At 69.5% G+C, this 17,275-nt stretch carries 20 protein-coding genes; 16 read left to right on the top strand and 4 right to left on the bottom strand.

Going from position 1 to position 17,275, the window contains the following annotated elements; translation table 11 throughout:
* Nucleotide 1 precedes the first annotated feature (1 nt).
* The 16 genes from NBH00_RS05200 (at nt 2) to NBH00_RS05125 (ending at nt 15,283) form a co-directional block, all read left to right on the top strand.
* Nucleotides 2–472: a hypothetical protein gene (locus tag NBH00_RS05200; protein WP_254572286.1), complete on the top strand. Its 471-nt coding sequence runs from the start codon at nt 2–4 to the stop codon at nt 470–472.
* Between the two features lie 16 nt (nt 473–488).
* Nucleotides 489–1,094, top strand: coding sequence for a phage adaptor protein (locus NBH00_RS05195; protein WP_254572285.1), 606 nt, complete (start codon nt 489–491; stop codon nt 1,092–1,094).
* Nucleotides 1,094–1,561 carry an HNH endonuclease gene (locus NBH00_RS05190; protein ID WP_254572284.1) on the top strand — a complete coding sequence of 156 codons (468 nt, stop codon included), beginning with the start codon at nt 1,094–1,096 and terminating at the stop codon, nt 1,559–1,561. The genes NBH00_RS05195 and NBH00_RS05190 overlap by 1 nt, the downstream gene beginning before the upstream one ends.
* Nucleotides 1,558–3,099 (top strand): hypothetical protein, encoded by a 1,542-nt coding sequence (locus NBH00_RS05185; RefSeq protein WP_254572283.1) that lies wholly within the window; start codon nt 1,558–1,560, stop codon nt 3,097–3,099. Before NBH00_RS05190 ends, NBH00_RS05185 begins: the two co-directional genes overlap by 4 nt.
* Nucleotides 3,100–3,102: 3 nt before the next feature.
* Nucleotides 3,103–4,035 (top strand): hypothetical protein, encoded by a 933-nt coding sequence (locus NBH00_RS05180; RefSeq protein WP_254572282.1) that lies wholly within the window; start codon nt 3,103–3,105, stop codon nt 4,033–4,035.
* Entirely contained in the window at nt 4,035–4,247 is a 213-nt protein-coding gene (locus NBH00_RS05175; RefSeq protein ID WP_254572281.1) for a hypothetical protein, read from the top strand. Before NBH00_RS05180 ends, NBH00_RS05175 begins: the two co-directional genes overlap by 1 nt.
* Nucleotides 4,247–5,125: a hypothetical protein gene (locus NBH00_RS05170; RefSeq protein WP_254572280.1), complete on the top strand. Its 879-nt coding sequence runs from the start codon at nt 4,247–4,249 to the stop codon at nt 5,123–5,125. Before NBH00_RS05175 ends, NBH00_RS05170 begins: the two co-directional genes overlap by 1 nt.
* 20 nt (nt 5,126–5,145) lie before the next feature.
* Nucleotides 5,146–5,610 (top strand): hypothetical protein, encoded by a 465-nt coding sequence (locus tag NBH00_RS05165; protein ID WP_254572279.1) that lies wholly within the window; start codon nt 5,146–5,148, stop codon nt 5,608–5,610.
* A 3-nt stretch (nt 5,611–5,613) separates the two neighbouring features.
* On the top strand, nt 5,614–7,290 hold the full coding sequence (locus NBH00_RS05160; RefSeq protein WP_254572278.1) for a hypothetical protein: 1,677 nt from the start codon (nt 5,614–5,616) through the stop codon (nt 7,288–7,290).
* A gap of 3 nt (nt 7,291–7,293) precedes the next feature.
* Nucleotides 7,294–11,808, top strand: coding sequence for a hypothetical protein (locus NBH00_RS05155; RefSeq protein WP_254572277.1), 4,515 nt, complete (start codon nt 7,294–7,296; stop codon nt 11,806–11,808).
* Between the two features lies 1 nt (nt 11,809).
* Entirely contained in the window at nt 11,810–12,988 is a 1,179-nt protein-coding gene (locus tag NBH00_RS05150; RefSeq protein ID WP_254572276.1) for a lytic transglycosylase domain-containing protein, read from the top strand.
* 36 nt (nt 12,989–13,024) lie between these two features.
* Entirely contained in the window at nt 13,025–13,504 is a 480-nt protein-coding gene (locus tag NBH00_RS05145; protein WP_254572275.1) for a hypothetical protein, read from the top strand.
* The gene (locus tag NBH00_RS05140; RefSeq protein WP_254572274.1) at nt 13,501–14,124 is read left to right on the top strand and encodes a CHAP domain-containing protein; all 624 of its coding nucleotides are present in this window, start codon (nt 13,501–13,503) and stop codon (nt 14,122–14,124) included. Before NBH00_RS05145 ends, NBH00_RS05140 begins: the two co-directional genes overlap by 4 nt.
* Before the next feature lie 105 nt (nt 14,125–14,229).
* Nucleotides 14,230–14,418 carry a hypothetical protein gene (locus tag NBH00_RS05135; protein WP_254572273.1) on the top strand — a complete coding sequence of 63 codons (189 nt, stop codon included), beginning with the start codon at nt 14,230–14,232 and terminating at the stop codon, nt 14,416–14,418.
* A gap of 20 nt (nt 14,419–14,438) precedes the next feature.
* Complete coding sequence (locus NBH00_RS05130) at nt 14,439–14,783, top strand: hypothetical protein (RefSeq protein WP_254572272.1); 345 nt, start codon at nt 14,439–14,441, stop codon at nt 14,781–14,783.
* On the top strand, nt 14,780–15,283 hold the full coding sequence (locus NBH00_RS05125; protein WP_254572271.1) for a hypothetical protein: 504 nt from the start codon (nt 14,780–14,782) through the stop codon (nt 15,281–15,283). The genes NBH00_RS05130 and NBH00_RS05125 overlap by 4 nt, the downstream gene beginning before the upstream one ends.
* A 69-nt stretch (nt 15,284–15,352) precedes the next feature.
* Here the strand turns inward: NBH00_RS05125 and NBH00_RS05120 are convergent, their stop codons facing one another.
* Genes NBH00_RS05120 through NBH00_RS05105 form a run of 4 tightly spaced genes read right to left on the bottom strand, consistent with a single transcriptional unit; the run spans nt 15,353 to nt 16,794 of the window.
* Complete coding sequence (locus NBH00_RS05120) at nt 15,353–15,610, bottom strand: hypothetical protein (protein WP_254572270.1); 258 nt, start codon at nt 15,608–15,610, stop codon at nt 15,353–15,355.
* A complete protein-coding gene (locus tag NBH00_RS05115; protein ID WP_254572269.1) occupies nt 15,607–15,897 on the bottom strand; it encodes a hypothetical protein in 291 nt (96 codons plus the stop codon). The genes NBH00_RS05120 and NBH00_RS05115 overlap by 4 nt, the downstream gene beginning before the upstream one ends.
* A complete protein-coding gene (locus NBH00_RS05110; protein ID WP_254572268.1) occupies nt 15,894–16,382 on the bottom strand; it encodes an XF1762 family protein in 489 nt (162 codons plus the stop codon). Before NBH00_RS05110 ends, NBH00_RS05115 begins: the two co-directional genes overlap by 4 nt.
* A complete protein-coding gene (locus tag NBH00_RS05105) occupies nt 16,363–16,794 on the bottom strand; it encodes an HNH endonuclease (RefSeq protein WP_254572267.1) in 432 nt (143 codons plus the stop codon). Before NBH00_RS05105 ends, NBH00_RS05110 begins: the two co-directional genes overlap by 20 nt.
* Nucleotides 16,795–17,275 lie beyond the last annotated feature (481 nt).

The following is a 17,275-nucleotide window of genomic DNA, read 5'->3' as shown; positions in this document are numbered from 1 at the left end:
CGTGGACTACGTCGAGATCAGCCCCGCCACCATCACCCAGGTCCACCAGGCGATGGGCCGCACGAAGTCGCTCGTCCTCGTGGACGACGACGTGCAGGGCATCGCGACGAGCCTGCAGGAGATCGACGACTCGCTGCATCTGCACTACGACCCCCAGCAGGACATCTGGGTGGTCACGCAGGAGGTCCATCAGCCCGACGGCACGGTCGAGGACAAGCTCGTCACCACGCACTCGGGTGACCTGGACCACCGGCTCCTGAACCGTGTGCGTCAGGTCACCGGCCGCGGCTACGACATGCACGCCGACATCGAGGCATCCGAACGCGCTGCCGAGCGTGTCCGTGACCGCGAGCGCCTTGAGCAGGTCGGCCCGACGGCCGAGCGCCTGTTGCACGCCCTGCGTCGGGACCTCGGCTACGACCAGGACCGCATCTTCGTCCCGGGGGGGCGCGATGGCACGGACGTACGCTGACCTCGTTTCGGAGGCCATGGGGGCCACCCTCCCGGACTTCGACACCAACTCCTACCTGCCGCGCGCCCAGGCGTGGGTGAACGACGGCCTGCGCGAGATCGCGCGCCGCACGAACATCCCGGCGCTGGACATGATCGCCACGGTGGCGCTCGTCCCCGGCACGAACGCCTACAACCTGCCGACCGACTCGATCCGCGTGCGGTCGCTCGTGGATCCGCTCTACATCCGCGAGCTCGATCAGATCGACATCGGCGACATCGACTCGCTGGTCCCACTCGGGAGCGAGCCGATCTACTACGCGCTGTTCGACAACCAGCTCGTGCTCTACCCCACGCCGTCGTCGGCGCGGAACTTGACGCTCCGCTACCAGGCTCTCCCGGGGTTGCTTGCCGGCACGGATCTGCAGGCCACCATCCCGGACGATTACAGCCACCTGATCGTGTGCTTCGTCCGGGCACGCCTCTTCCGGGCCGAGGACGATTACGAGGCGGCCGGCGTGTGGCTCGCTGAGTTCGAGCGGCTGCTGGGCCACCTCCGCGCCGACCTGCAGCGCCAGGCCCCGTTCAAGGTCCGGCAGATCCGCGGGCGCACTGGCATGGACGTCAAGCGTCGGAGGATCTGATGGCGCTCCTTCCCCTCCGCGCGCGGGACGGCACGGTGCGGGCGTATGCCCGGTTCGATGTGGACGACCTGCGTCTTGTGCGAGGGCGGCCGTGGCATCTGGCCGCGGTCGGCTACCCGCGCAGCAGCCAGGACTATCTGCATCGCGTCGTCATGGGCCTGGAAGCCGGTGACCGGCGTAGCGTCGACCACATCAATGGCGACAAGCTCGACAACCGGCGCTGCAACCTCCGCGTGGTCACTCACGCTGAGAATCAGCAGAACCGCCGGGAGGGATACGGGATCTCGTCGCACCGCGGCGTGTCGTGGGACGCCACGAGAGGCAAGTGGACTGCCAGGGTCAAGCTCGCTGGGAAGGTGCATTACCTCGGGCGCTTTGAGGATGAGCAGAAGGCTGCCGATGCTGCGGCCCGCTTTCGCGCCGAGCACATGCCGTTTTCGGCCGATGCGATGGCAGAGAAGGTATGAGAGGCAATCCATTTTACTTCGGCGGGTTCACGGGCGGGCTGAACACCCGCGACTCCGCGTACGACGTCGAGCAGAACCAGGCCCGGGACCTGAGCAACATGCTCGGCACCAACACGGGCGCGATGCGCAAGCGCGAGGGCAACGTCACCTTCGCCACGCCGGCCTCGCCGCTGCAGTCGATCTTCCCCTTCGAGAACGGCGCCACCCCGTACCTCGTCGCCCAGGGCTACAGCGCCGGCGCGGGCAGCGCGTGGTACCGCATCGCCGCTGACGGCAGCGTGACGACGATCACCGGCACGAGCACGCCGACCGCCAACCTGCCGTGGTCGGCGGTGCAGGCCCCGTCGACCCTCGCCGGTCAGGGTCCGCTCTACCTCGCCAACGGCGTGGACCCACCCCAGACCTGGACGGGCTCGGGCAACCTCGCCGCCTGGACGGCGAACGCCACAAGCAACCTGCCAAACGGCAAGTACATGGTCTACACCAATGACCGCGTCTGGGTCGCCGGCATGTCCTCGTACACGCCGTTCGGCGCCAGCGCCGTCGCCGACCCCGGCTCGACGCTCGCGTTCTCCGGGATCGCCAACCCGCGCGACTTCCCGGCGATCAACGTCGCCACCTTCGACGCCAACGACGGCGACCAGATCACCGGCCTTGGCACCTACGGCCCGTACCTGCTCGTCTTCAAGCGCCGCAAGGTCTTCCTCGTCTTCGACCTGGACACCGGGGCTCACCGCCGGATCTCGGACGGCACCGGCTGCATCGCGCCGCGCTCGATCGTTGAAACACCGCAGGGCACGATGTTCCTCGCGCTGGACCGTGGCGTCTACCGCACCAAGGGCGACGGGGTGGAGCTGATGTCGGACATCATCCGCCCGTCCCTGGACGCGATCCCCTCGGCGCTGCGCGCCAATGCCTGCGCCGCCTTCCACAACAACCACTACTACCTCTCCACCTCCGAGACCTCCACATCGGTCTCGGACGTCACCTACGACTTCGACCTGAACCTGCAGTCGTGGTGGAAGCACAGCTTCGCCGCCACCCAGTTCGCGGTGTGGCGCGCGTCCACGAGCCAGGACCTATACTCGGCGCCGCTCGCCTCGCGCGTGGACAAGCTGATGGTCCCCGGCGTCTTCACCGACAACGGCAGCAACTACACCGCGTACTGGACCGGCGCCTGGCAGTCCCCGGCCTACTTCCGGCGGCGCATCATCCAGACCCCGGACTACAAGAAGCGCATCCGCGAGGTGCGCCTGCAGGGCAAGGGCAAGTTCAGCCTGTCGGTCGCCCGCGACTTCGCCGGCTCGCCGACGCTCGCCAAAACCTTCGACTTCACCGGCACCCCGACCACGTTCGGCGGCAGCGGTCTCTACGGCGGGGACTACCTCTACGGCGACACCCCGACGATCACCCAGGGCCGCGCCCCGACGCTCGGGGTCGCCAACAGCTTCTCCCTGCAGTGGGCGTCGGACGCCTCTAACTCTGGCTCGTGGGAGCTCGAGAACTACATCCTGCTCCTTCAGGAGCGGAAGGACTAAACCATGACGCTCTCCACTCAGCCCCTGCCCACGCTCGGCGCCTCCAACAGCACCGAGGACCCCAAGGTCCGCTCACTGCTCTCCGAGCTGCAGAACATCCTCAATGGCGGCCTGGACGGCACGAACCTGACCGGCGGCAACCTGAACGTGTCCTCCGGGCTCGGCGTCACCTCCGCCGGCCAGCTGACGCTCGCCTCGGGCGCGTCCAACGACACGATGTTGTTTCTCGGCTCCGGGGCCGTCGAGCGCGCGCGGTTCTCCTCCGCTGGCCTCGCCATCGCCAACGGCTTCCAGATGGGATGGGCGGACGCCTACTTCACGCGCCCGTCCACCGGGGTCATCAGCACCTCCCAGATCCTGCAGGCCCCCACCGCCACCGTAGGCACCAACACCACACAGGTGGCCACCACGGCGTTCGTGCTCGCCAATAGCGGGGCGGCCACGTTCCCGCAGGCGACGCTGACCAACCGCACCGCCGTCAACACCGAGACCGTCATGGCTCAGTTCTCGCTCGCGGCCAACAATCTGACCGTGGGCAAGGCGTACGAGATCCGCTTCGTGTACTTCGTGTCGACGGCGACCACCAACGCCGAGCGTCAGTTCTTGCGAATCGGAACCGCAGGCACGACGGCCGATGCCGTCGTCGCCCAACTGCCCGCCACGATGGACAACATCTCCACGTCCAACGCCATCGTCTTCACGGTCACGTTCACTTGCCTTTCGACCGGGACGACGGGAACGGTCACCGCGGGCGGTCACACGATCCACGCCACAGGGACCGGTTCACCGACAACGCCCGGCGTGTACGTCACGCAGTCCTCCCCGACCACCGCGACCGTCAACACGACCGCGACGCTGTTCGTGTCCGTGACCGCCTCAAACACAGCCAGTTCCGGGGCCACCGCGCGGCAGGCAACGATGCACCAGGTGGCCTGATGAAGCTGCCGTTCACCACCGTGCAGGACCCGGGCGCCACCCTGAACTTCGAGGCGATCTCCAAGCTGCTGCTCACCGGGCGCGGCAGCCCCGCGGGCGTCGTGTCCGCCTCGCCGCCGCAGCTCTACCTGAACCTCAGCGGCGGCGCGTCCACCACCCTGTACGTCAAGGAGACCGGCGTGAACACCACCTCTGGCTGGAGGGCTGTCTGATGACGCAGTGGGGAAGCCTCTCGTACGGCAAGCCGAAGCCGGTGAAGATCCCGGGGTTCTCGACGACGGGCTCCGTCGGGATCGGCTCCAGCCTGCTCCCGGCCGTGCAGGCGGCCCCTGCCGCCCCTGCCGCGTCCCCGCAGCAGCTGGCCCAGTCCTACGCCCAGGCCAACGACCAGCTCGTGGCCGCGTCCGCACCGCCGCCGGATCCCGCGCCCCAGGCCCCGGCGCCGCTGCCCCCTGACGCGAGCGGCGGCACGGCAGCCACCCAGGTGGCCTACCAGCAGCAGGCACAGGCGCCCAGCATCGACTCCAACACGGCCGCCCAGCAGGCGCAGGCGGCGTTCAACGCCAACCAGACCCGCGAGCGGCTGGCGCGCGACTCGGGCCAGGACAAGCTGAACTACGAGGAGGCGCTGCGCCGGCTGACCGACAACCAGACGATCTCCTCCCGCAACCAGGAGAACGCCGCCCACAAGGCAGGCCTCTTCTTCACGGGGACGGGCGCGGCAGATGCCGACCAGATCCGCACGAACTACACCCGCCAGCGCGCCGACGCCCTGCAGGGCTACGAGAACCGCGAGTTTTCCCGCCAGCAGGAGCTGAACGCCGCAAACCAGCAGCTCGTCGGCTCCCAGGCTGCCGCTGGCATCGCGGGCGCTGGTGGCGGCAGCAGCAGCACGAAGATGTCGGCCGACGGCTCGATGAGCCCCGGCTACCTGGACAACCCGGTGACGGCCGCCGCCCAGGCCGCAGCCGACAAGTACAACGCCGACGACCGCGCCGGCCTTCACGCTGTCACGCAGGCCGACATCGACCGTGATCTCGCCTTCCGTCAGGCCCTCATTGCTAAGTCACAGCAGCTGGCCGGCGGCTGACCCCCCACTAGGAGCACCTGATGAACCGTCCCCGCATGACCCCCACCCAGATGGCCGCCAACAAGGCCACCGCCACCAAGCGCGCGAAGCTCGGCATGTCCAAGGCGGTCGTCGACGCCAAGGAGGCCCAGGAGTCGGCCGCGTCCAAGGCGCAGCTCACCCAGTTCCAGCGGGAGGCCCAGGCCGAGGCCGGGACGGCGCCCACGCCCGCCCAGGTCAACCGCTCGGGCAACGCCAACAGCGGCAAGGAGTTCCAGGCGGTCCGCGCGGCCAACGGTCACGAGGAGCACGTCTACGGGGACGGCCACATCGTGGACATGGGGCCGGGCACCGCTCAGACCCGCCGCGCCGGCGCCGGGATCGCCAAGTCCGGCGGCAAGCTCGGGCTCGGCGCCGGCCGCCCCGCCCCGGATTCCGCCCAGCCGGATGTCCAGCGTGCGCTGAAGTCCCTGGCGTTCAACATGAAGCGCGCCGGGAAGGGCTGAGTCATGGCGTCGGCCAAGGCGAAGAGCAGCGCCATGAAAGCCCTGGCCGTCAAGCGCGCCCGGGCCAAGGGCAAGGTGAGCCCCGCCAGCAAGCCCGTGGTGACGAAGATCACGAGCCAGTCCATCAAGAAGCCCGTGGTGACGAAGATCACCAAGCAGCCGACGACGGGCAAGACGGTCCTCCCGCCGACGCCGGGACCGGCGGCGGCCGCTACCCCTGCCACACCCGTGGCAGCGGCTCCGGCCGCCGCGCCCGTGCAGGCGGCGCCGGACTACGCGGCGCAGGCCGCCGCGCTGACCGCCGGCCAGTTCGACCCGCAGGAGCGGCAGGCGAAGCAGTCCATCTCGGATGTGACGGCGCAGTACAACCTGCTGGCCGCCCGGCAGGCCGCCTACCAGAAGCAGATCTCTGACAGCGACGCCGCCGCTCGAGCGCGTTCCGCTGACCTGTCGAAGGCCCTCACCGGCGCCCAGCAGGGGATCACGAACAACACGAACGCCACGCTGGCCGCGAACGCCGCCACGGACCAGTCCGCCCGCGGCGAGGACTTCAACGTGCGCGGCATTGGCGTGGCGAACGGCGGGGCAGAGGATCACGCGCTGCAGGACCGTGGCGCGAACGACGCCGCCATCCAGTCCACGTACGGCACCGGCCAGTCCAACAACTACGAGCAGCTGCTCAACGCGATGGGCCAGTCCCGGGTGCTGGCCGGCGGCGAGGCGCAGTCCCAGCTGGATCTGGCTCGCTCGCAGGACATCGCCAAGGGTCAGGGCACCCTGCAGGATCTCGCGGCCAAGCGCGCCGCCTTCCAGACGGCGACCCTCCAGGACCTGCAGGACAAGGCCGCCGCCCAGGAGTCCGCGGATGCAAAGCAGGCCGCGGCGGACGCCAAGGACCAGCGCGACTTCAACTACAAGGCGTCCCAGGACTCAATCACCAACCAGCTCGCCGAGGCGGCGCTGAACATCAAGGACGACTCGATCTCGGCGGCGCTGCAGCAGAACGCGGCGAACAACAAGACCGCGCTGACGACGACGAAGATCAAGACGACGGCGGCCGAGCGGAAGGCCGCCGCGGATCGGCACGCCCGCTACGTGCTGCAGCAGAAGAGCCTCGCCGCCGGCAGCAAGACGACGGCGGCGAACAACGCGACGAAGCTGCAGACGGCGAAGATCGCGGCCCAGGCGAAGGCGGACGCTGCGCGCGTTGCGAGGGAGGCGGCCGCGAACCGCGCGAACGTGGCGAGCAACAACGCCTTCTTCCAGAAGTACGGCAAGACCAAGGCGCAGTACCTGGCGATGACCCCGGCGCAGCAGGCCGCCGTCATCCACCCGGCGAAGGCCGGCGCCGGCGCCGACAAGCCTCCCCTGACCCCGAACCAGGCGCTCAAGGCCGTCAGCCGGATCCACACCGCCGCCAGCACCGTGAGCGAGGTTCTGGCGAGCCACCCGGGGCAGTCGGAGGCGAAGATCATCGGGTTCCTGACCTCGTCCGCCGGGGGACGCTTCTCTGCCGACGAGGCCCAGTACGGCTTCTGGCTGGCCACGCACGGAGGCCTGAACCCGGGCCAGCTGAACACGCTCAAGGCCCAGGGCATCGACATCAGCAAGCTGCCGAGGGCGAAGAAGGCGTCCCCGGCGTCGGCGAAGAAGACCCTGAAGACGGTGCTGGGCGGCTAGCCGATGCCGGTCCAGAACACCAACAAGGGCGGCACGGTCCGCGCCACGCATGAGGGCAACCGCCAGCGGGCGCAGCGTGTGCGCGTGGACCGCGCGAAGCTCGTCAAGGTGCTCACGACCCCGGCGCCGAAGAAGGCCGAGGGCTGGGGCGGGTTCATCCCCGGCATGCCCAAGCCGAAGCCCGCTCCGGCGCCGCCGAAGCGCCCGCTCGCACTGCTGGACAAGCTCGACACGAAGACCGGCAAGGCCCACCCGGTCTCCGACCAGGGCCAGGTCAAGAAGACCGCCCAGCGCGCCGCCGTGACGCTGCTGAAGACCGGCGGCGGCCCGCACTCCCTCAAGGACAAGGAGAACGCGGCCGAGACCCTCAAGAACGTCGGCCTCATCCCCGGCGCGACCGTCCTGAAGGACCACCAGCGCCGCGCAGCACAGCGCGAGCAGGCCGACCAGGACATGCAGGCGGCGGCCGCCGAGCGCAAGAGCGCACGCAAGGGGTCGCTGCTCGGCGTCATCGACGCGATCCCGGTCGTCGGCGGCACGATCAACGCCGCGGCCGGGCTCGGCGGCAAGGGGCTCCATCTCACCACGGGCGAGCTCGGCAACATCCTCGCCGAGACCGGGTCCGGCTACGGCCTCATCCCCGGCGCCGGGAAGGTGATCAAGAACGCGATCACCGACGCCGGCGACATCCCCACCCAGCTGCTGCCCAGCCTCTACGAGACCGGCAAGGCCGGCGTCAAGGCGCTCGAGGGCGACTCCTCGGACCTGAAGGCCCAGGGCCGCGCGCTGCGCGACCAGACGTTCCTCGGCAAGCTCCTCGCCCACGGCGACGTGAAGGGCGCGCTCAAGCAGGCCGAGAACCACCCGCTCAACTCCGCGCTCGAGCTCTCTGGCGCCCGCGCCATCACCGGCCGCGGCGCCCTGACCGCCGCGCGCCTGGCCACGAAGGTCGGGCCGCTCGCCGAGGGCAAGATCGCCGACTTCGCCAACGCCGAGCGCGTGCCGCTGAAGCTGAGCGGCGACCGCGTCGTCCACCGCGACATCCCCGGCCGGCCCGGCGCCTACTCCGAGTCGGCCGACGTACGCGCGGGCCAGATGGCCTACGACCGCCACCGGTCCAAGAAGAGCGCGAAGCACGCGGCCAACGCCGAGCGGCTCACAGCCGAAGCCGAGGCCGCCACGGGCGCGCGGCACATCGAGCTGCGCGCGCAGGCCCAGGAGGAGGCCCACCTCGCCGCACGCCACGACCCCAACCAGGCGTCCCCCTCCCGCGTCAAGCGCGAGCTGAAGCGCCGCGCCGGCATCGAGTCCTCCATGCACCAGGCGGCACAGCGCACCGAGCGCAGCGCCGACATGCACTTCATCGAGCAGACCAAGCCCGACCGCCGGCCGGTTGCCGACCGCGTCGGAGAGGCCTCGCAGCCGAAGTACCCCCACGTCTTCATCGACATCGGCCAGGAGGGCGGCTCCCCACAGTCCCTCGTCGCCGACCTCACCCGGATTCGCGACCGGCTCATCGCCGAGCGCGAGGCGCACGGGCACACCTACACCCAGACCCAGGCCGAGAACGTCGCCGAGCACATCGACGAGCTGGACCGCGCGCTCGCCGACAAGAACTTCATCCACGAGCAGTCGCAGCCGAACTCCTCCTACTACCGGGCCATCCAGGCGTACGCCGAGCGCCAGGGGGAGAAGGAGCCGCGCCTCGTCGAGAACGCCAACCTCACCGAGCACCAGATCGCCGCCAAGTACATCCCGGCGATGGTCGGCCACGACCTCGGAGACCACGTCCCGCGCGGCGCAAGGCTGCCCACCGAGAAGAAGAAGGCCTACGAGGTCGCGAGGCTCACCGCGCGCGCCGACGCGAAGGCCCGCAAGACCACGAGCAACGTCCTGCTGTCCGAGCTTGGCAAGCGCAAGGACGCAGCAGTCGTCCACGCGCGCGCCGAGGGCGCAGCCGCCGTCCGGGCGCAGCGCACGGAGTCCGATGCCGCCCGCGCGGCCGCCGCGGAGGCAGATCGACACGCAGCGCGCGTGGAAAAGCTTCAGAAGGGCTTCGGCAGCCTCTCCCAGCGCCTCGGAGACCGCAAGGACCGCGTCGCTTCGCTCGAGCAGGAGCTGAAGGCCGCGCAGAACGGGACATCGGGGCCGCTGCTGGACCGTATCGCCGGCGCGAAAGCGTCGGTCGCAAAGACCGAGGCAACACTCGAGCGGACCGGCCAGAAGATCGACGAGCTACAGGCCACCGGCCCCCGTATCCCCATGCAGTCCGCCGTTGAGTCCGCGCGCTCCAAGGCCCTGCTGCGCGCCGACATCTCGCGCGGCATCAAGCGCAACGTCGTCCAACTCTCGGACACCGTCAAGCGTCTGGCCAGCGAGGACCGCGACGCAACGCGCGGAGAGGCGCGAGCAGTGCGCGACCTGAAGCCGCGCAAGGGCGAGGCCTACAACACCTTCCGCTTCATGGCCAAGCAGCCCGACGGCACGCTCTCGCGGACCGAGCCGGTGACCATCGCCGACATGGAGGACTTCTTCGCCTCCAGGCCCTCCCGCCTGGACGAGAACCTCCCCGGCCCGCTGAAGCCGATCTTCATCTCCCACCGCACCTCCAAGGGCGGCACGTTCTCCTCGTCCGGCTTCCCGCAGCCGCCGCGCTCGCGCACCAAGCGCACCGGCCAGGCCGCCAAGCAGGGCACCGCCGAGGGCGCATGGCGCAACGTGCAGGCCTCCCTCGTGTCGCAGGGCGTCCGGGCCAACGCGGCAGAGGCCTTTCAGCGGGTTCTCGGGCGCTACAAGATCGACCGGCTTCTCGACGACGCCGGCGATGCGGAGCGCGCGCGCGAGCACGCCGAGCGCACCCTCGGCGTGCCGATGAAGGTGCTCAACCTCAAGCCGCTGCTCGAGATCTCCAAGATCACCGACAAGATCGCCGAGCGCATCGGCGACCACGAGGTCAAGGCAGCCCTCGGCGAGGACGGCGGCAACTTCCTCGAGGGGCTCGTCCGCACCGCCGTCGCCTCAGCGCACAACCTCGAGGGACCGGGTCAGTACGCGGTCATGCCGGCCGACCTCGTCGACCACTTCGCCGAGCTCGCGTCGTCCATGTCCGCGCTGAAGATCAACGGCGCCACCATCCCCGCCGTGCAGTTCATGCAGAAGTTCACCCAGAACTTCCGCATGACCGTCCTGCCGTTCTCGACCCGCTGGTTCTTCGGCAACCACGCCGAGCCGCTCCTCTTCAGGATGCCCCTCCACGGCATCGGCCCGAGCGACATGCGCCTCGGCGCCGCCATCGCCCGCGCCGAAGAGCACGCCGGCCACACCGACCTCGTCAACGCCCTCGGCGGGATGCACTTCGGGTCCGCCGCGCTGCAGCAGATCCACGACCTCAACCCCGGCGCCATCTCCAAGACGCTACGGCTGAGGGGCATGCGCCACGTCCGCGCCGGCTTCCTGCGCTCGCGGGCCAAGATCCTCGAGGCCAACTCCGCAGGCGAGCACCGCTACCAGCAGGCCGTGCTCGGCGCCTACACGAAGAAGTGGGCCAAGACCGCCGAGGGCAAGGCGGCGCTGAAGGCCGTGCGCGAGGCCCGGCCCGAGCTGCGCAAGACCTTCGCGCTCCTGGCCAAGTCCCAGCAGCACAACGCCGACCTCGTCGAGGCCTTCATCGAGAAGGGCATCGCCGACCCCGACCGCGTCGCGCACATGCTCGGCTACCAGTGGCAGGTCCTCGGCCGCTACACCGGCCACACCGCCAACGAGCGGTGGGTCATCAACAACTTCGCCCCCTTTCTCGACTGGTACCGCAACTCGCTCTTCATGCTCGGCTGGACCCTTCCGGTCCGGCACCCCGTGAAGATGGGGATGTTCGCCGCCATGGAGGAGGCGCTGCAGGACAAGATCCGCGCCGAGGGCCAGTACCACGGCAGCCCGCTCTCCACGCCCAACCGCGGCTACCTGCTCGGCGGCATCCCCGAGAAGAACGGGTCGATCCTGCCGCTGCAGAAGTACCTGCCCGTCGGCGCGTTCTCAGACCCGCTGCAGTCGGCGTCCTCGCTCATCACGCCGCAGTTCAAGGCCGTCGAGGACACCTTCGCCGGCAAGGCCTTCACCGGCAACGACCTGAAGCTCTCCGGCGGCAACACCCCCACACAGCTGGACCAGATCCTCATCGCGCTCTACAACCTGGGCAAGTCGCAGGTTCCGCTCGCCGCGCAGCTGCAGACGATCAGGGAGGGCGGCGGCTCGGGCTTCGACGACTCCACGCTCTTCGCCCCGAAGACCCGGCCCGGCACCAGCGGCGGCGTGGTGAAGGGCCTGAACAAGACCTTCAACCCGCTGAAGCCCTACACCCCCGGCAACCGTTCCGGGACTGGCGGCGGCTCCGGCGACGCCTTCGACAAGTACCTCACGAAGACCAGCGGCGCGGCCGACGCCTACGGCAAGTACGTCAAGAACGGCGGCGGCAGCGGGGCAGCAGACGCCTTCGACAAGTACCTCAAGAAGCAGGGAGGCTGAGATGACCGACTACCGCGCGCTCACACGGCAGATCGCCCAGCAGCACAACCTGGACCCGCACGTCTTCGAGCGGCAGATCGAGGCCGAGTCGAACTTCAACCCGAACGCCGGCTCCGGCGCGGGCGCTGTGGGCATCGCCCAGTTCCTGCCGGCCACGGCGGCCAGCCTCGGCGTCAACCCGCACGACCCGGTCTCGAGCCTGCGCGGCGCGGCGAAGCTGATGCGCCACTACGTCAAGAAGTACGGCAGCTACGACAAGGCGCTGCGCGCGTACAACGCCGGCGAGGGGGCCATCGACCGCTCCCACAGCTTCGCCGAGACCAACAACTACGTGGCGAAGATCCTGCCGCACGGCGAGCCACGGCCGGGTGCAGCCGCTGCACATGGGACATCATCTGGGACGACAGCCAGGACATCTCGGACGCGCACGACCTCGCTGCCCGGCACGCCCGACCAGGTGGTCCCGGGTGCGGTCACCACGGACACCACCCTGGACGCGGACGCGCTGCGCCGCGCGCAGGGCGCCTCCATCGTCGCCGGGATGCTGCAGCGCCAGGGCCGCGGAGGGCCGCTCATCGCCGCGCTCGGCGGCACCGCGGCGCCGGACCCGATGAGCTTCTTGAAGACGACGATGCAGCAGGCGGCGCCCACGGTCGTCAAGGGGATCCCCGCCCTGAGGTCTACCGTCAAGCAGACGACGGGCGCGCAACAAGCGGGACATGCCCCGCTGCTGCCCTCTAGGGGTCGCGGTCAGGTGCAGGTCGCCGCGGGTGCCAACCGTGCCGGCACGCATCTGCAGCGGCCGATCCTGGACTTCTTGTCCCAGGTGTCCGCCGCGTCGGGCCGGCCGATCAAGGTCACCACCGGCACCAACCACAACCAGTACGTGGCCGGCGAGCCCGGCGTGCAGTCCGATCACTGGACCGGCAACGCCACCGACATCGGGCTGGGCGGCGACGCACGCCAGTCCCGGGAGGTGGCCAAGCAGGGCGACCTCATCGCCGCGCACGCCATCCAGGTGGCGGCCGGGATCCCCTTCCAGCAGGCCTACAAGATCGCCTCGGCGGGCGGCGTCCACAACTTCGAGACCAAGCACGGCCGCGTCCAGGTGCTGTGGAAGACCATGGTCGGCGGCAACCACTTCAACCACGTCCACATCGGCCTGAACCCCGGGCGCTAGCCCTCTGTCCGCCGCACCTACCGGGAGACTGTCTGGGTGCCCTTTTCCCCAGCACAACAGCGGGAAGCTGTCAACGCCCTGGCGATCAGCGGCGGGAAGCCCGGCGCTGCCCAGGCACTGCTGGACTTCGACATCTCGACGGACACGCTGCGCCGGCTGCGCGACGACTCGCACGCCCAGCAGTACGCCGACGCGCTCATCCGCGTGCAGCGCGAGATCGAGGCAGACACCGTCGTCAACCTCCGCTCGCTCGCCAAGCGCGCCACCGAGATCGAGGCCGAGCTCCTCGAGAAGGCGGCCAGAGCTCAGCCGCGCGACATCCCCCAAGCCCTGCGCGCCGTCGCCGACGTGAAGAGCAAGAGCGTCGACAAGCTCCTTGCGCTCACGGGCCGCTCGCCCGAGGCGGCTGCCGGCGACGGGGACCTGCGCTCCCTCCTGGAGGGCATGGCCGCCAAGGGCCTCGTCCGCCTCTCCGTGAACCTCGACATCGACCAGACGAAGGAGATCGCTCCATGAGCCTCGTATCCCGCTGGGCCGCTCGCAAGAAGGTCCGCCAGGGCCTGCTCAGCAAGGCTCGCGCCCGCTTCGCCGCACGCAAAACCAAGCCAAACCTGAGGACGGTGAAGGTCCGCAGGGCGCAGGTCGCCTACGCCCAGCGCGTCATCGACCGCCACACCCATCAGCCGGCGCTGCAGGAGCGCGCCCTGGACTTCGCGCGCCACACGCTCGCCCAGCACGTCTTCGAGACCGGCGGTAACAACCGCGGCCCGATGGTCGAGAGGATCATCCGCTACGCCGGCGGCGATGTCGGCGAGCCGTGGTGCGTGGACTTCGTCATCTGGTGCTACGGCAACGCCGGCTCAAGGGTTGTCCATCCGGGCTTCCCCCGCGCGGTGTCGATGATGAAGACGGCCAAGACCCGCGAGACCTCGACGCCGCAGCCCGGCGACATCGTCCGCTACACGTTCGACCACACGGGCATCTTCGTGCGCGACAACGGCAACGGCACGATCACCACCATCGAGGGCAACACGGGCTCGAGCGGCGCCGTGTCCGACGGCAACGGCAGCGACGGCGTCTACGAGAAGGTCCGCGCCAAGTCCCTCGTCGCCGACTACCTCCGGGTCTCCGAGTAGACCCACCCCCGAAAGGAACCCGATGTCCCTCACCACCCTGCTCATCATCATCCTCGTCATCTTCCTGCTCACCGGCGGCTACGCCGGCAGGGGGCGGTGGTAATGATGACCCCGGTCAAGGTCCGCACCGTCGGCCTCAGCAACAAGCTCTACGGGGCCATCGTGGCCCTTATCGCAGGTTTTGTGCTCCTGCTTGCAGGGGAGCGCAGCACCGGCCTGACGGTGATCGTGGGGGCGCTCGGCACCCTCGGCATCGGCGTCGGCATGCCGGCCGACAGGCAGACGCGCGCCTAAAGGGCTGCGCCTGGTATCGCATGGCACCTCTCGACATCGAGGAACGGGTCCGCGTCGTCGAGCAAAAGCAGGAGCGGCTGATGGCGCAGATGGACGAGGTCCGCCACCAGATCACCGTCCTCGGCACTCTGCCCGTCCAGTTCGCCGAGCTCGCCAACAGCGTCCTGAACCTCAAGGACGACATCAGCAGCATCGGCAAGCAGCTCCAGGAGCGGGCCGAGGCCGAGCAGGCTCGGGTGAGGGACGACAAGCAGGACCGCGTACGGCTGCGCATCGCCCTCTACAGCCTGACCGGCGTCATCCTCGCCGCGCTCATCGCTGCCGCCGCCACGGTCCTTGTCGCGAAGATGGGGGCAGGCGGATGATGGGCCAGCGCGACCCGGACAGCCCACGGATCTCCACCCCGGCGCTTGGCATCCTCGTCGCGGTCCTCCTCACGGTGCTCGCCCTCGTCGGCGTCGTGGGCGTGTTCGTCAACGGCCAGGCGAACACCAGGCACCTCAGGGAATCGCAGGCCGCCAACACCCGGCGTCTTGACCTTGCCCAGGCACAGAGCGCGCACAGGATCGTCGAGACCGCCTACGTCCTCAGTATCAAGCGGTGGCATGAGGTCATCGCAGCGTGCGAGGGCTCGGTCGGGATTCGCCGACTGCTGCTCCGTGCGGCGAAGGCGTCGGTGAAGGCAACGCTCATCGTGGCGCACGCCCCCCGTCAGCCACGCCGCACGCGGGTCGCTCGGCTATACGAGGCGCAGGCGCTCAAGCGGGAGATCCACGGGCTCAGGCTTCGGGTGCCGCCGCAGTACTCGTGCGCCCGCGCTAACCCGAAGCCGCGCGTCCCGGTGGGCGTGCGGCCCCTGACCTGAGCGCCGCGCCCCCGGGCTGGGAGGCTGGGGGCGCGGCGCCTCAACTGCCCGATCCTGGGGTAGCGCTGCTCATCGCAGAGCCTCGAAGCCCGCTGCGGTAACGGTGATGTCGTAGCCCCACTCTTCGTCGTGCCAGTCGCCCCGGATGACCAGGCCCTTGCGTTCCAGCGCGGGCGTGACGCGCCACGGGATGTGGCACCAGCCGAGGTCGTCACCGATCCACCCGTCAGACGGCGTGTCGCCGCGCTGTTGGATGCGCGCCGCCGCTTCAAGCACTCGACGCTGCGGCTTCGTGAGGGTGCTGCCCGATCTGGGGACAGCGGTCATGAGTTCACCTGGGAGTCGAGGGTGGTCCGCTTGTCCTTGCCGATGATCTTCTGCACGGCGGCAGCGGTGAGCCCGCACGCCTCCGCGATCTCGCGGCGCGACAGGCCCGCGTCGGCTGCGGCGCGGAAGATGCGCTCGCGCTGCGCGTAGGCGTCAGCGATCCGCGCGTGGGAGTCAGCCAGCGCGGCGCGCCACGTCGGGAACACGTAGTCCGCCTCGCGGTGCGCGATGAGCGGCGGGGCGCACGGCACCATCCGCTCGTCCGAGCTGCCCGAACGTGGGGTCATGCCGCCATCTCCCAGAGGGTGCGTGCGATGCCGTCCACGCCGTTGTCCTTGCGGGGCCGCGACGGGACCGACCAGCCGACACGCGGGGGGCGGGCGGCAAGCACTTTCCAGCCAGCGCCGCGAAGGCTCGCGCCCGACTCACCGGCCTGCGTGTACGTGATGAGCCGCCGATAACCAAGGTTGCTCGCGGCCTTCCAGGCAGCTGCGTACAGCATCGAGTTCGCGTTGCGCGTCCCGTCCGTGGCGGTCCGGTTGACCTCAAGGGTGCGTCCGTCGTCGTAGTGGCGGGCGACGGGCCGACCAACCATCGCCACGCCTACGAGCTTCTCGCCGTCCGCCACGCCGATGCTGAACTTGTGGCCGATGGGCGGGGTGTGGTGGCGGTGCCACATCGCCACGAACCCGCAGGCGTCCGCGAAGGACACAGGCACCAGTTGCAGAGCCGGGACCGCAGCCCCACTTCCGTCAGATTTCATGGTGTCCATCGTCGCTCTCCAGTCGGTCGTGCTGTGGGTAGGGGAGGCCCATCCCCCTCAGAAGGCCATGGGTCTTGCGATGGCACCCATCGCAAAGCGTTGTCAGGTCGGCGAGGTGCTCTGCGCCCACCCGCTCGTAGGTCAGGTGGTGAACCTGCAGCTTGCGCTTGGAGCCGCAACTCGTGCAGGCATGGTCGTCGCGCTCGAGCACGCAGCCTCGGATCTTCTTCCAGGCAGGCGACCGCAGGTAGGCGGCATAGGCCCCCTTCGACTTCGGCCGGCGCTTGCGCTTCGCCAGTTCACCTGGCCGCACGACCTCGTGCGTGCCGTCGCGGAACACACGCAGCACCGGGGAGGCCTTGCCCTGTGTCGGGATTTCCCTGCGTGCGCGCCCTTTTCTGCCCTTCTTCGATCTGGCCATAGGCCCCTCCCCTTGGGTGCCCTACACGGGTTCCCTGGTTGTGCTGCGGTCCTATGTGTCGATGGGGTGGCTGTACTCCCGAACTCCCCCGTGGTCTGCGACCTCGCGCCTTCGCCCTCTGGGCCGGCTCTGCCGATTCGCTTCCCCACCTTGGAACGCCCTGTCCGATTCGGCACTTGTGATCCAACACCGCCGAGCCGAGAGCGCCTCCTGCCATCGAGTTGTCTTCCGTTGGGCAGCCGTCTAGGCTTGGCCTTCGTTCGTGTTCACAACTAGAACGATACGCCCGGCCTCTGTCCGGTGCAAGCGTGGCCGGCTGGACCGCAACTTCGAGACAGGTTGCGACGCCAGCCGGCCATCGCTGCGTGTGCAGCCGCTGCACTCGCCGGTAACCTTGATGGCGTCAGCGCCTAGCGTTGATCTCCAGTCAGCCGATTAGTCACCGGCACCGCGAACGGCCCCCTCTGCGCGTCCCTGTCCC

It is taken from the genome of Paraconexibacter antarcticus, from assembly GCF_024220175.1.
Taxonomy (GTDB): domain Bacteria; phylum Actinomycetota; class Thermoleophilia; order Solirubrobacterales; family Solirubrobacteraceae; genus Paraconexibacter; species Paraconexibacter antarcticus.
The sequence above is the reverse complement of the archived record's forward strand: the minus strand, read 5'-3'. Positions and strand labels throughout refer to the sequence as shown.

Excerpts from the sequence above, each read along its gene's own strand:
- NBH00_RS05195 (WP_254572285.1), top strand. The coding sequence starts at position 489 with ATGGGGGCCACCCTCCCGGACTTCGACACCAACTCCTACCTGCCGCGC.
- NBH00_RS05190 (WP_254572284.1), top strand. The coding sequence starts at position 1,094 with ATGGCGCTCCTTCCCCTCCGCGCGCGGGACGGCACGGTGCGGGCGTAT.
- NBH00_RS05185 (WP_254572283.1), top strand. The coding sequence starts at position 1,558 with ATGAGAGGCAATCCATTTTACTTCGGCGGGTTCACGGGCGGGCTGAAC.
- NBH00_RS05180 (WP_254572282.1), top strand. The coding sequence starts at position 3,103 with ATGACGCTCTCCACTCAGCCCCTGCCCACGCTCGGCGCCTCCAACAGC.
- NBH00_RS05175 (WP_254572281.1), top strand. The coding sequence starts at position 4,035 with ATGAAGCTGCCGTTCACCACCGTGCAGGACCCGGGCGCCACCCTGAAC.
- NBH00_RS05170 (WP_254572280.1), top strand. The coding sequence starts at position 4,247 with ATGACGCAGTGGGGAAGCCTCTCGTACGGCAAGCCGAAGCCGGTGAAG.
- NBH00_RS05165 (WP_254572279.1), top strand. The coding sequence starts at position 5,146 with ATGAACCGTCCCCGCATGACCCCCACCCAGATGGCCGCCAACAAGGCC.
- NBH00_RS05160 (WP_254572278.1), top strand. The coding sequence starts at position 5,614 with ATGGCGTCGGCCAAGGCGAAGAGCAGCGCCATGAAAGCCCTGGCCGTC.
- NBH00_RS05155 (WP_254572277.1), top strand. The coding sequence starts at position 7,294 with ATGCCGGTCCAGAACACCAACAAGGGCGGCACGGTCCGCGCCACGCAT.
- NBH00_RS05150 (WP_254572276.1), top strand. The coding sequence starts at position 11,810 with ATGACCGACTACCGCGCGCTCACACGGCAGATCGCCCAGCAGCACAAC.
- NBH00_RS05140 (WP_254572274.1), top strand. The coding sequence starts at position 13,501 with ATGAGCCTCGTATCCCGCTGGGCCGCTCGCAAGAAGGTCCGCCAGGGC.
- NBH00_RS05135 (WP_254572273.1), top strand. The coding sequence starts at position 14,230 with ATGACCCCGGTCAAGGTCCGCACCGTCGGCCTCAGCAACAAGCTCTAC.
- NBH00_RS05130 (WP_254572272.1), top strand. The coding sequence starts at position 14,439 with ATGGCACCTCTCGACATCGAGGAACGGGTCCGCGTCGTCGAGCAAAAG.
- NBH00_RS05125 (WP_254572271.1), top strand. The coding sequence starts at position 14,780 with ATGATGGGCCAGCGCGACCCGGACAGCCCACGGATCTCCACCCCGGCG.
- NBH00_RS05120 (WP_254572270.1), bottom strand. The coding sequence starts at position 15,610 with ATGACCGCTGTCCCCAGATCGGGCAGCACCCTCACGAAGCCGCAGCGT.
- NBH00_RS05115 (WP_254572269.1), bottom strand. The coding sequence starts at position 15,897 with ATGACCCCACGTTCGGGCAGCTCGGACGAGCGGATGGTGCCGTGCGCC.
- NBH00_RS05110 (WP_254572268.1), bottom strand. The coding sequence starts at position 16,382 with ATGGACACCATGAAATCTGACGGAAGTGGGGCTGCGGTCCCGGCTCTG.
- NBH00_RS05105 (WP_254572267.1), bottom strand. The coding sequence starts at position 16,794 with ATGGCCAGATCGAAGAAGGGCAGAAAAGGGCGCGCACGCAGGGAAATC.